This is a genomic window from Roseisalinus antarcticus (genome assembly GCF_900172355.1).
Taxonomy (GTDB): Bacteria; Pseudomonadota; Alphaproteobacteria; order Rhodobacterales; family Rhodobacteraceae; genus Oceanicola; species Oceanicola antarcticus_A.
Genome location: NZ_FWFZ01000012.1, coordinates 43,485 through 58,188, shown reverse-complemented (window position 1 = coordinate 58,188; position 14,704 = coordinate 43,485). Strand labels below are relative to the sequence as shown.

Sequence of the window (14,704 nt, the reverse complement as noted above, 5' to 3'; positions counted from 1 at the left end):
CCTGGTGAAGGTTCAGAAGATGCGCACCTACGGGCTGGGTATCGCAGGCTCGGTCGCGGTGGCGGGCGGCTTCTCGCTCGCGGCCTCGGGGGCGGGGTCGGATTCGCGCAACCTGATGGACGTATCGACCGTGGCGCAGGTGCAGGGCAGCCATTCCGGCATCCCGGCTGGCGAGGCGGCGCTTCATGCCGTCGATGGCGATGTCACGGTCCGGGCCGACGACATGTCCGCGCTTTACGCCGAAAGCGGGGGCTTCTCGGTCGCGGTCTCGGTGGCGCTCGACCCCAAGGGTGGGGCCGGCGCCCTGGCCTTCGGCGGCTCGGTCGCGAAGAACGAGATCGGGATGACCCGGCAGGCCGCCAAACCCAACGTCGATGACACCGCCCGTTTCTCGACGTTCAAGGGCTCGGACATCGGCAATGGCACGCTGACTGTGGCCAACCACGGGCTGGAAGAAGGCGACCGGGTCTACCTGCGCACCCCACGGCTGGAGTTCGTGGACCGCGACGTCAAGCCCGAGACGACACAGGACGCCTTCGAGGAGCTTCTGGGCACGGTCGATCCGTCCGACCAGAACGTCCTGATCGACGGCATCGACTTCGGCCGCAGCTATTACGTGACCGAGGTTTCGGGGAATACCTTCCGTCTCGCGCGGACCGAGGCGGACGCCCGGTCCGCGAGCCCCGACACGATCTCGTTCTCCGGCGGCGGGATCGCCGACGGCGCGGCCTTCGAGATCGTCGGCGAGGTCGCCCGGGGGGCGCTGCCGGCCGCCTACGTGGCCGACCCGGGCACCCGCTATGCGGAGCTGCGCGGCGCCGCCCGCCGTCCGGTGCAAGAGACACGCGCCATTGTCGAGGATGCCGCGATCCTGTCCGGCGGCGCCGTCGACATCACCGCGACGACACGCACGACGGCGGTCACCCGGGCGCTGGTCGGCGGGGTCAGCGTGGCGGTGTCGCTGAGTTTCTCCGGTGGGCTGGTGGTGGTCGGCGCCAAGGTCGATAACATCGTCCGCAGCGGGGTCGAGGCCACGGTCCGCGGCACCGCCTCGCATGTGGACGCCGCGGGCGCGGTCCGGATCCGGGCCGAGGACCAGTCGCAGATGGTCGCCGACGGCGGCGCCTTCGCCGTCGCGATCGGCGTGGCCCTTGGGGGCAGTGGGGCCGGGTTGGGCCTCGCGGCCGGCTTCGCGAAGACGTCAAATTTCGCCGCCGTCGACACGGTCGCCATCGTCGACCGGGCATGGATCGACGCCGGCGGTGATCTGGCCGTGGCGGCGACCGCTGATGCCGCGATCGGTGGCTATGCCTTCGGCGGCGCCGGGGCGGCCGGCGGTGGCTATTCCGCCGGGATCGCGGTCGCGGGCTCCGGGGCGCGCAGCGGAAACTACGTGTTCGGCGGCCTGCAGGCGCGGATCGAGGCCGTCGCGGACCGGTCGGCGACGCAGAAGGGGATCACCGCGGCCAATGTCAGCGTCTCGGCGCTGGACACCAGCAAGATCGAGGCCAAGTCCGACGGCGGGTCGGCGGCGGTCGGTGGCGGGCTGGCCGGGGTCGCGATTACGGTGGCGCTGGTCGATTCAGTCAACACGATCAGCCGCAACGTCTCGGCGACCGTGCACAGCAGCAACATCGATGTCGGCGCCGGCGTGGTGTCGCTGGACGCGCGGACGACCGGCGACTCCGGCATCGATGTCGAGGCCCTCAGCGCCGCGATCTCGGTGGCCGGCGGCTATGGCGGGCTCAGCTTTTCGCTGGGCGGCGCCCTGGCCTTCAACCGCATCGACAACACCGTCACGGCCGAGATCACGGGGACCGGGCATACCGTCCAGGCCGGGGACCTGCGCCTGAACGCCGAGGACAGGACGCGGATAACTTCGGATTCCGACAGCTACGCGGTGTCGGTGTTCGGCGGCTTCGCCGGTGGCGGCGTTGCCGTCGGGGTCACGTTCAACATCAACAAGGTCTCGACCAGGGTCCGGGCGGCCACCAGCGGCATCACGGCCGATGTGGGCGCGTTCGACATGCGGTCCCGGTCGGCCTCGGCGATCACGGCCGACGGGCTGGCCGTGTCGGTCGTGGCCGCCGGAGGGCTGACCCTGGCGGTCGCCGGCGCCGGCGCGGACGCGCGCTCGATCTACGAGGGCACGGTGACCGCGAACGCGGGCGGCACGATCCGGACCGGTGGGGACGTGACCGTCGAGGCCGCCTCGGCGAACGACGTGCGGGCGGCTTCCGGCGGCTCTGCGATCGCCATCGGCCTCGTCGGCGCCCCCATCGGGATCAGCGATGCATCGACCACCGTCACCGGCACGGTCAAGGCGATCCTGTCGGCCAATGTCGAGGGGCTGGACGGCACGGGCCCGAACGACATCCATGTCACCGCCGTGGATGTCTCCTATGCCGGTGCCAATGCGGATGCCCTGTCCGGCGGTGCGCTCAGCATCGGCTTCGCGGGGGCCAAGACGGTCGTGTCGCTGTCGCCGACGGTGACGGCGCTTGTCGAGACCGGGCGGATCGGGTCTGAAACGCTGCCCATCGACGGCGATCTGATCGTCACCGCGCAATCGCTCAACGACGCGCAGGCCCTCGCGCGCGGGCGGTCCTATGGGCTGGTCGCGATCTCGCGGTCCGAAAGCGACCTGACCGTCACCCCCGAGGTCCTGGCCGAGGTCACCGCGCCCGAGGTCCGGGCGCTGGGCGATGTCCGGGTGCTGGCGCTCAACAATTACCGGCACGAGCGGGCCTCGCCCGCGGACGACTGGACGTTCTCGCGGACCTCGGGGCGCGCCTATGCCGAGGGCAAGTCTCCCAGCGGCGGGCTCTTCGCGTTCAACGCCGATTCCGACGACCCGAACAAGGCCGAGGGCGCCATCGGGGACGTCACCGTGACACCGACGATAACCGCGAAGGTGGCGACCGGCGGCGTCATGGACATCGGCGGCGACTTCGACATCGTGTCGCTGTCGGCCGTGGATGCGGAGGGCTATGGCCTCAGCCGCGTCGAGGGGCTGGCGGGCGACGGCTCGGCCCGTTCGCAGGTGCGGGCGGACGGGGCGGTCACCGCCCAGTTCGAAAAGGGCGATGCCACGGCGAACGGGCGGGTCAGTGTCCTGGCAAGCGCAGCGCATGGGGCTGACGCGACCGCCGAAGCGGACCCCGGCGGTCTGGTCTGGATCCGCACCAATGTGCTGGCAAGCACGCAGCCGACGGTGACCGCCGCGGTCGGCGACCCGTCGCTTGACGCAGGCACCGGCACGCCGCCGGTGGCCAACCTCGCCGCAACCACGGGGGACATGGTCGTCATCGCGAACGCCCCGGTCGCCGTTTTCGGCAAGAAGGTGGGCCCCGGGGTCGATGCCGGCTCGACCCCGCCTCAGGCGGATTCGAGCGTCGAGCTGGTGCCGATCATCGCCGGCAACGCCAGCGCCACGGCGGGCGGCAGCTTCTATTTCGCGGGCCTGCAGGAGAGGAGCCTGTTTCCGTCCTACGATACCAACGACGAGCCCGAGACCGGAACCGTCACCCTCGATCAGGTCGTCACCGACCTCGAGACCCGTGCCAACAACGCCGCACCCGTGATCGCCGTTTCGGCCGGGCTGTCACTTTCGGGAACGGGCAAGACCCGGGCGGTGGACGGGCTGACGATCAGCGACGATCAGGGCCGCGACTCCCTGCGGGTCAGCTTGGTGGGTGGCGCGGATGCGGACCTGTTCGAGGTCGTGACGATCCTGGATCCGGGCGACGATCTGGGCAATGCGGTCGACGACATCCGGTTGCAGTATGTCGGCGGCGAGATCGGGGGCGAGCTGGTGCCCGACAACGACGATGACGGGATCTACGAGGTCTTCCTGCGGGTCCAGGACCGCTTTGGCGGCTCGGTGCTGAAGCGGCTGGAGATCCCGCGCGGCCCCGCCGCGATCCTGGGTCAGACCGAGGCGCCCGCCGACCCCGGCGGCTACATCGACCAGGCGGCGCTGGAAAGTGTCGTCGCAGCGGCCCGGGCGCGCTGGCAGGCGTCGGGCCTGTCGCAGGCGCAGGCGGACCGGCTCGATGCGCTCGGCTTCTCGGTCGAGAACCTGCGGCGCGAGTATCTCGCGGTCTATGAGGGCGACGCCGTGATCGTCGACATCAGCGCCTCGGGCCAGGGCTGGTTCGTCGACGCGACCCCGATGCAGGACGAGGAATTCACGCCCGACCCCTACGTGCTGACCGCCACGGGCGGGCAGGCCCGGGCCCGGGTCGACCTGTTGACCGTGGTGATGCACGAGATGGGCCACGCCATCGGCCTCGACCACGCGGACAGAGAGCAGCGCGGCGACCTGATGCTGGCCAGGATGCTGCCCGGCGAGCGTCGCCTGCCCGGGATCAACGTCGCCTCGGGCGCGACCCCTGACGACGGCACCGGCACCCACGCGGTGCTGACGCCGACCCAGGTGTTCGGCTCTCGGGTCTCGACCCTGGTCACGGGTGGCGATGGCGAGTCCGGCGCCTTGCCCGTCGGGCTGAGCACGGTGGTCAACATCTCCGCCATCAGCAACCCGGTCGTGCGGATGAGCATCGGCGAGGGGGCTCTCCTGTCGGCGGGCAGTGTCGACGCGGACGGCAACCTCTTCATCGGCATCGACATCGAGAATTCGGCGGTGGCCGAGGGCGGCGGGGCCGCGATCAACGCCATCGCCATCGGCTCGGTCAACGCCTATGCCGAGGCCGGCGGCACAATCGACATCTCGCTTCAGGGCCGGATCGAATATCCCGGCGACCTGACCCTGCAGCTTGACACCTCCTCAACGGCCATCGCGCGGGGCGAAAGCCTCGCCGTGGGTCTGGGCGCCGGGATCGGGGTCCGGGCGGTGGCCAAGTCCGACCCGACCGTGAACCTCTTCGTCGAGGACGGGGCGGACATCGTCACAGGCGGCGATTTCACGATCCGGACCGTCGCGGATTCGATCGCCTATGCCCAGACCAAGGGCATCGCGGTCTCTTACGGCCTCTCCATCGGGGTCGCGCTGACCGAGGCCACGAACGCGCCGAACATCACCACCTACGTCGGCGAGAACGCTCGGGTCACCGCGGGCGGCGACATCACCGTCGAGACCCGGCTGAACGCCGACGAGACCGGCGCCGCGACCGGTGGCGGCGCCTTCGCCGATGCGCAATCCTCCTCGGGGGCGATCTATGGCGCGGGTTCGGGTGCGCGGGCCGCCGCGACCAACACCGGCGTGGCCTCGGCCGAGGCGCGGCGCGGCACGCTGCTGGGCACGGGGCAGGTGCTGAACCTGTCGGGCGCAGGCGGGGCCCAGGATGGCCTCTATTACGTCACCGGCGTGTCCGGGGACGGCGCCGACGTCTCGGTGGAGATGCGCGACTGGGGCGGTGCGCTCGAGGCCGGCACGCTCGACGCGGCAAGCACAACCCTGGGCACCGCCGGGATCGGGGCGCTGGACGCCGCGGGCCTCGACCGGTTCGCCGTGACCGTGGCCGGCGGCACCGCGACACTGACCGCACTCGATGCGTCGGGCAACGCGCTCGCCGGCTTCTTCTCGGCGCTGGACGACGAGACGGACGGCACCGTCACGATCCGCGCCTTGGCGGACCACACCGCCCGCGCCAAATCCTTCGGCCTTGCCATCGGCGGCCTGTCGGTCGGCGCCTCGTTGTCCTACGCGACAAGCGGCGGCACCACCCAGGCGTGGACCTCGGGCTCTGTCACCGCGGGGGCGCTGCTGATCGAGGCCGAGAGCCGGGACACCGCCATCGCCACGCCCTTCGCCGCGGCGGGCGGCATCGTTTCCGGCTCGGGGGCCGAGGCGAAGGCCACTATCCTGTCCCGCACGCTCGCCTTCATCGGCGCCGGCCCGGGCGAAGCTGCATCCCAGCGCACCATATCGGTCGGAGGCGCCCTCACCGTTCGCGCCATCGCCACGCCCACCGCGCTTGCCCGGTCCGAAGGGTTCGCCGTGGGCGCGGGGCTGGGGGTTGGCGTCCAGCTGTCGGAAATCACGCTGACGCCCGTGGTCAGCGCCTATCTCGGCGCGAACACGAAGATCCTCGGCGCCGGATCTGTCTCGGTCCTGGCCGAGACGCGGCTGCCGGGGGCGGGAGAATGGTCCGCGGACGCCCTGTCCACCGGCGCGTCGGGCGGGCTGATCGGGGTGAACGCGACCCTGACCGAGGTCACTTCGGCCGCAGAGGTCGCGGCAGAGGTTTTCGCCGGGGTCGAGGTGACCGGCGTGACCGGAAACGTCACGGTCGTGGCGCGCTCGGACCTCTCCACCCAGGGTGAGGCCAGCGGCAAAGTCGGCGGACTGATCGCGGCAGGGGCCAATCCGGCGACCAGCGCCATCGCCAACGAGACCGTGGTGCGGATCGGCGACGCCGTGCTGATCGAGGCCGGCGGGGCATTCGTTGCGGTCGCCGACGCCGTCGAAGACACGCGCACCCGCGCGAGGGCAGGCAGCGGCGGCGTCATTGCCGGCGCGGCGGCCAACGCGACCGCCATCATCGAGTCCCGCACCGGGATCGACATCGGCAGGGCCGAGATCACCGTCCGCGACATCTCGCTGCGCTCCGAGCAGGAGACGAGCTTCGACACCAATGCCGACAGCGTCAGCGCCGCCGTCGTCGGCAAGTCTGGCGCTTTTACCACGTCGCGGGTCTCGCCGCTGGTCACGCTGGCGATCGCCAGCGGCGCCGCGGTGACCGCCGCCCGGAGCATCGGCATCGACGCGGTCAACCGCAGCTTGCGCACGGCTGCGGGCCAGTCGGTGCGCTCCGGCTCGGGCGGGATCGTCGACCTTCCGGCGACGCGCAGCCGGGTCATCGTCGAGCACGAAACGGGGGTGTCGATCGGCGCGGCCTCGGCGGCAACGGGCGCGGACCGCCACACGCTTTATCTGAACGATACCAAGGCGGCGCCCGGCACCCTGCGCATCGACGTTCTCAACGAGGCGGACCTGCGCGATGCCGCCTCGCTCGATTCCGGCGGGGCGATCTCTGTCGCGCGGTCGGAATCCGGGATCGACCTGGAGATGCTGGGCGAGATCCGGATCGTCGGTGCAAGCGTCGCCACGAACTACGGCGGGATAAGGATCGGTGCGCGCAGCGACGCCGACGTCTCGGCCAATGCCGCCGCCAAGACCTATGGCGGCGCCGGCGCCGCGCAGGGCAAGAGCCGCGCCGATGTCGATTTCACCAACCGCGTCACCGTGGGCGACGGGGCGCTGGTCAGCGGCGGAAGCGACGTGGCACTCTACGCGGGCCGCGACACGTCGGGCCTGCGCAACCGCGTCACCGCCAAGGCGAACACCGACCTTTTCAACAAGACGGCCTTTCCGATCGAGACCTCGCCGACCGCCGCCGCCGTCATCGCCGGCCTGAACGAGATCGTCGTTTCCGGCGCGGGCAATTCCGGGGCCGAGGGTGTCGTGCGGGCGGTGGGCGACGTCGCCCTGTCCTCGCTGAAGGGATCGCTGAACGCCGCCGGGCTGGGGGTCGCGCGCGACCTCTACCGCCAGGCGGCGGAGGATTTCGTCAACGGGGTGGCCGACGCCTTCGGCGCCGAAAATGTCTCGTTCGAAGAGAGGACCGGCACCAGCAGCTCCGGTTCAGTGGACGAGGTCCGGGTCGACGGCACGGTGCGCTCCAGCTTCCTCAACCAGAAAACCGTAACAATCCAGGACGATATCGACCTGCCGCAGGATTTCGCGGACCTCGCCCCGCCGGTCCCGTTCACCTCGGCGTCCGGGATCAGCGCGGGCTCTCCGGTGATTTCGTTCAACAGCCCGCATGGATTCTCGGACGGCGAGCGGGTGGCCTACAAGACGCTGGGCGACACGCCGGCGCTGGTCTTCATCGACTACTTCACGCCGACCGGGCAGATCGGCTTTTTCCCCACGGACACGCTGTCGAACTCGCGGGCCTACGTCGTGCGCGTCGTCTCGGCGACAGAACTGGCCCTGCGCGAAACGCCGGACGGCCCCGACCTCGCGTTCGTGAAGACGGTGCGCAACCCATTTCTGGACCAGCCCGAGGACCGGCACACGCTGACCTCGCTGGATACCGCGGTGGTGCTGGACGAGGTCGAGCGCAGCGCGGGCGTCGATGCGCCGACCGTGATCCGCACCAACCTCGGGGCCGACCTCGCCCGACGCATCGCCGAGATCGAGTCCCAGCAGCAGGCCCATTCGATCAACCCGCTGACTTTCCAGAAGCTCGAGTTCCAGCGCCGGGTGATCCTGCAGCAGGCCGACCGGCTGGGCATCCTGCAGGGCCAGTCGGTGATCGAGGATTACGTCATCGACCAGATCATCCTGCCCGCCATCAGTGTCGAGCTGGGCGACATCGAGATCGAGGCCGGCCGCCTCACCGGCACCGGCACCCTCGACAGCCCCGGCGACGCGGCGATCCTGGTCGAGAACAAGAGCCCCTATTACCTGATCGTCGGCGACATGGAGATCCCGTTCGGCGTCGGCGGTCACATCCTGCTGAACGGGGCCTCCGTCAACACCAACGCCTCGGTGATCCGGCAGAACGGCGCGGCGGGCGGTGCGGTCAACCTGACGCTCATCGACGCCACGAAGACCGAAGGCGGCCTGATCTCGGTTCAGAACACCTACGAGCCCTTCCTCGATACCGATCCGGAGAGGACGGATGCCGAGGGCAATCCGCCCCCCGCCCCGGCGATGGAGATTCGCGGCCAGATCGACGCGCTGAGCGCGGATTTCTTCGCCCTGACGACGGGCGGCTCGATCATCGTCAGCGGCAACCTCTCGGCCGGCAGCATCAACATCCAGAGCGGCCTCGACTTCATCCTGAGCGACGAGAACTTCTTCCACATCTCGGAGCCGCGCGGCCAGTGGGACGGAAGCTGGACCTTCATCAACGACGAGGCGCTGGACCGCGCGACGGACGGCAACGACGCCACGACTCCGCGCAGTGTGCTCGGATCCTCGGACTACAACCTGGATGCCAAGAAGGCGGGCGGTGCGCTTTTCGCGCGGGGCAATGTCTTCATCGACGCGCTGGTCCTGAACGTGAACGGCACGATCCAGAGCGGGATCGCCGACCGCGAGGTGGTGTTCGACGACGCGGTCGAGGCGGCGATGAAGCCCTACTACGATGCCTGGTACACCTGGTATCAATACAACACCGTGCGCCGCGTCGAGCTTGTCGAGGCCGAGCGCCGCGCCACCGGCCGGAATGTCACCGACCCGATCGGAGAGGCCGACCTGCCGCCCGAGAAGGACCTGGACGAGCTGGGCCTGGATCCCGATATCGTGGCCGAGCTTCTGAGCTACGAGGTGGACAACGCCGGCGGCATTCTCGTTCCCGACGAGATGCTGCCGCGCTATGGCTACCTCAACAAGTTCGCAGAACGCACGTTCCGCATCCCGATCCCGCTGGTCGACAGCGCCGACACCGGCGGCACCGATGCCGAGAGCATCCGCAAGCAGTTTGCCGCAACGCTGGATCCCGGTGCCACGGACATTTCGCCGATCGAGGGGATCGCAGCCTATCTCGACATCGCCCGCCACGAGATCGCGGTGGACAACGTCGCGGTGGACGGCGGCCTGGTGTCGCTGTCGGGTCAGATCATCAGCACCGGGGATGCCGAGGTCGTCGACCCGGTCACCGGCCAGGTCCTGCGTGGCCGCGACGACCTGGCGACGATCCGCGCGGTGGACGGGTTCGGTCACGTCCGGATCGACAACAAGACCCGCTACGACACCCGCCTGAACAACATCAACACCGGCAAGGGCGGCGCGGCCGGCATCGAGGGCAGGATCGAGATCACCGACAACAGCAATGTCGACCTCGACGGGCTGACCGCCACCGCCGATGACGACGGCCCGATCACGACGACCTTCACCCGGGTCGGCAACGACATCCGCAAGACCGTCACGATCCTTGAGCAAACCACGGATTCCAATGGCAAACCCGGGTTCGTCACCCGCGTGCTGAGTGACGACGCCCAACATGCGACCGGGCGGGAGACCAGGTTCCAGACCACCCCGGGTCAATTGTACAGCTGGATCACCGGGGTCAGCACCTCGACCGTGACGACGACAAACTACGTCAAGGAGACGGCATTCGCCGATATCATCACGGTCTCCGAGCTGGAAGATTTCGAGGTCAGCGTCGACGTTCAGGGGCCAACCCCCGACAACCCGTATCGGCTGGTGGAGCCCGAGGGCGAGATCGTGTTCTCGATCGCCGACGTGATCCCGGACCCAGACGATTACGACTTCGGCAGCCTGCTGGGCGGGCTGCTCTATTCGGTCGATCTGGCCGAGAACATCAGGTATCTCGACCCCGACGCGAGCGTCGGCGATGTCCATACCGACGACGGCACACTCGGCGCGGATCTGGTGCGTGACGGCTATACTTTCCAGGCGATCCTCAGCGATAGCGACAGGACGGTCGTCGAACAGCGCAACTCGAAGACCGAAGGCTGGTGGATCTTCAGCACGACGACCTACTACCTCAAACGGGTAGAGACCGTGGGCGAAAGCTGGTTCTTCCGGCACTCGGTCAAGGCCGACTACCCGATCAACATAGAGTTCACCGGCTACGACACCGGGCTGGTCGACGTGGAGTCCATCGGCGACGTGACGGTCGCGGGGCGGATCGAGACTGCGCTGGGCGAGGTCGATATCACCAGCGCCGAAGGCGCGATCCTGTCCGAAACGCCCGAGGACATCATCAGCACCGAAAACCTGACCCTGCGGGCCGCAACCGGGATCGGCGGCCGGATCGCGCGGGACGACGTGCCGGCCCTGGGCGTGCAGCTCACGCGGGGCGAGCGCCAGACCGTCGACAGCGGCGCACCGGGGCCGGTCGAGGTTGCCGGCGCGGCGGTCGACCTGGTGACCGACAGCGGCGATCTCGCGGTGGAATTCCTCGGCACCGGCGTGATGCTGGACCGGGCCACCACCGGCGACGGCAATGTCTGGATCCGGTCGCAGGGCGATATCGGCACGACCGGCGGCCTGATCGCCGGCAACCGGGTGACGCTGGACGCCGGGATCGGCGGCATCGGCGATTTCCGGACGGGTGCTACGGCCTCCGCCCGGCCCGTGCTCGCCGACGCGCCCGTCTCGGCCATCCGCGTCGAAACCGGCGACGGCACCCGCATCAACGGGCTGACCGGCGGGCTGGCGGCGGTCGCCGACGGCAATATCGTGATCCGCGAGGAAACCGGCGACACCGGTGTGATCGAGGTCCGCTCGCGGTTGGGTGACGTCAGCCTGAACAGCCGCGGCGACCTTTACGACGCGAACCTCTCCGAGCAGGTCGACGACCGCGCGGTCGAGGATCTGAAGGGCGCGTTGTGGGGCGACCTCTACCTGATCGAGGATGTCGCGGACGAGGCCGACAGCACCTCGGGACAGAACACGGTGACCGCACATGACGACGCGCGGACCGAGGATTACCGCAGCTACTGGACCGCAAGCCGCGGGCTGACCGTGGCGCCCCCGCCCGTGGGCTTTGCCGGCGCGGCCGTCGATGCGGCGGCCGACACGATCTATCTCGGCGGCATCGACCCCGCGACCGGCGACCGGCTGAATATCCCGCACCGGATCACGACCGGAGAGGCGGTGCGGATCGCGGGCCTTGGCGGCCATCGCCTGACCGGTCTGGCCGAAGGTCAGCTGGCCTATGCCATCGCCGTATCCGCCACCGAGGTCGCCTTTGCAGCGACAAGGGCCGAGGCGCTGGCCGGGACCGGGCGCCTCGCATTGTCGGCCGGCACGGACCCGGGCCTGGACACCGCGGCCCTGCGCTACGAGCTGCGGCCCTCGGTCTTCGGCGCGGTGACCGCCGCGGCGGACCCGGCCACCGGCGTGATCGACCTGGGCTTCGCGCACGGGCACCGCACCGGCGACGCGCTGATCTACCGGCGGATCGAGGGCGGCGAGGACATCACCGGCCTGACCGACGGCACGGTCTATTATGCCACCGACGTGGGCGAGACCATGCTGCGGCTGGCGCTGACCCGCGCGGACGCCCTGCAGGGTGTGGGCCTCACGGGGCTCGACCTCGACCCGGGCCGGCTGGACATCGCCGGGGTGCAGTCCGACGCGGCCGACCCGGACTTTGCCACGTTGGAGATCGACCGCAGCCGGCTGAATCCGCTCGCCTCCACGCAATTGGTGTTCACAGCGGCCCACGACCTGGCCACGGGCGACCGCCTGCGCTTTGCGGCCGGCGGTGGCGGCGCCGCCGCGATCCTCGACCCCGCGGCTGTCTATTTCGCGGTGCGGGTCGATGACACGACCCTGTCGCTGGCCACCAGCCTCGCGGAGGCCGAGGCGGGCGAGACCCTCGTCGACCTCTCCGCCGCGTTCGGCACGCGAGAGCTCGACGCATCCGCCCTGCAGGTCAGCTTCGACGGGCCGCGCCAGACGATCACTGTCAGCGACCTCTCTGGGGGCGCGGCGGTGCCGGTCACCGGGTTCTTCGACGGGCTGCTGCCGGGCGAGACGATCACCATCTCGGGGTCCGGCGGCAACGATCTGCGCGTCAACGTCCTGTCGGTGATCGAGGACGGCGCCACCTTGGCCGTGACGCCGGTCGCGGGGGAGATGGTCACCGCGGTGGCAGGCTCCGGCGTCACCTTCGGTGGGCTTGGCGGCGAGACGGGCAGCCTGACCCGGCTGCAAAGCACCGTCACCCTTGCCGCCGACCACGACTTCGCCACCGGCGACGCGGTCCAGTTCACCGCTGGCGGCACGGTCTGGGCTGATCCGGATGATCCGGCGGGAACCGGCCTGGAGGACGGGCAGACCTATTATGTCGCCGTCCTCGGCCCGCGTGAGATCGCGCTCGCCACCACCGCCGACGATGCGCTGGGCGGCCGCAACCTGCTGCGTTTCGACGTGGATGCGGCCGGGGCCGACGGCGCCGCGCTCCGGGCGGTCTCGTCCTTCCAGCTTGCCCGCCACGCGGTTTCCGAATTCGACATCGGCGCGCTTTTCGTGGGCGGGACCGACCCCGACGGCTTCGCCTTTTCCGAGGACCAGGCGGCCCGGCTGACCGCGCTCGGCCTCACCGCCGAGGAGATCGCGGCGTTGGAGGGCGGGTCCGTCACCCTGGCCCTGCCCGACACCGAGGCCGAGGCCCTGCGCAGCCTCTATTTCGAGGACGCGGCCGAGGCCATCGTCCAGGCCCTGCGCGACGGCGACCCGGCCCCCTTCGACGGGCGCACCGCCGAGGCGGAGGCCCAGCGCCGGCTGGAGGCCCTGCGCACCGAACGGGCCGTCGAGCGGCTGGCCCGGCACCTGGAGCTGTCGGGCACCGCCCTGCTTTCCACCCTCGACGCGGTCCCCGCCGACCCGACGGCCGGGCTTTTGGCCGAGGCGCTGGGCACGCGCTACGATCCCAACTATGCCTATGCCGCCGACGCGGCCGAGATCGACTCTCTCGTGACCGGCGCCACCTGGACCGAGGCGGAGCTGGAGAACAGGCTCCAGCGGTCGCTTTTCACCAAGACCGTGACCGACACCACCGTCGCCATCGAGGCGCCCAACATCGTGGGCACCAACATTTCCCTCTACGCGGGCGGCGATATCGGCCGCAGCCAGGGCGAGATCACGGTGGCGCTGGCCGGCATCCTCGATGGCAGCGTCAGCGACGCGGCGCTGCTGGCCCTGTCCACCGCCGAGCGCGACGACCTCACTTTCCTCGACGCCGGCGGCGCCGCGATCGGCAACCCCTATGCCGACGATTCCCCGACCGCCGCCGCGATCCGCATCGCCCTGCGCCAGGACCTCGATATCGAGCTGACCGGCGGCACGATCGACGCGCTGGCCAACGACGCGGTGTTCCTGGGGTCCGAGACCGACATCAACATCGACGACGTGACCGGATTCGAGCAGGTCCGGATCAAGGGGGATGGCAACATCTATCAGGCCACCGACGCCAGCGGCGGCAAGGCCGTGATGGGCCGGGGCATCGTGCTGGAGGCCGCGGACGGGTCGGACATCGGCACCGAGGATCAGCCCCTGGTGATCCAGCTTCTGGACGATCTGTTCGATCCGAAGTCGTTCTCGGCGCGGGCGACCAATATCTTCGTGCGGGAAACACCGCAATTCGTCCTCGGCGGGCTGCAGCCCAGCGACCTGCGGGTGGATTTCGTCTTTGCCGAGGAGCGGGCGCAGCTCGAGACCATATATGGCTCGATCCTCGACGCCTTCGATGACGACATCGCCAATATCGTCGCGTCGCGCCTGTCGCTTGTCTCGCACTTCTCCGTCGGGGCGATGGGCGGGGCGCTGAACCCCTACCTGGAGGTCGAGGCCGGGACGCTGGACGCGGTCAGCGCCGGGGTCCAGCTCCGGCTCGCCGCGCGGGGCGCCACCACGGCCCAGAACGTCACTGCCGGCAACGGGCCGATCGACCTCGACGTGGCGGGTGCGCTGACGCTGGGCACGGTCGAGGCGCTGGCCGGGCGGGTCACCATCGGCGCCTTCGGTGATCGACGGCAACGGCGATGCGCTCAACATCACCACGCCGGAGCTGGTGCTGATCTCGGCCACCGGGATCGGGTCCGCGGCCGATCCGCTCGACACGATGGTTGCGGCACTGGAGGCCACGGCGGTAAGCGGCGGCATCCACATCCGCAACACCGGCGACCTGCGGATCGGGCTGGACCCGGCAAGCGCCCCGAGCCCGCTGGTCGGGCTGACGGCCGGCGGTGA

Annotated in this window: 1 protein-coding gene (running past one end of the window); it reads left to right on the top strand. The window is 70.0% G+C overall.

The window, feature by feature from the left end:
- Nucleotides 1–14,704, top strand: partial view of a zinc metalloprotease gene (locus tag ROA7023_RS12665; protein WP_085879410.1) — the 3' portion only. 2,924 nt of this gene lie to the left of the window's left edge; only the last 14,704 of its 17,628 coding nucleotides appear in the window; its start codon lies beyond the left edge, outside the window; it ends in the stop codon at nucleotides 14,702–14,704.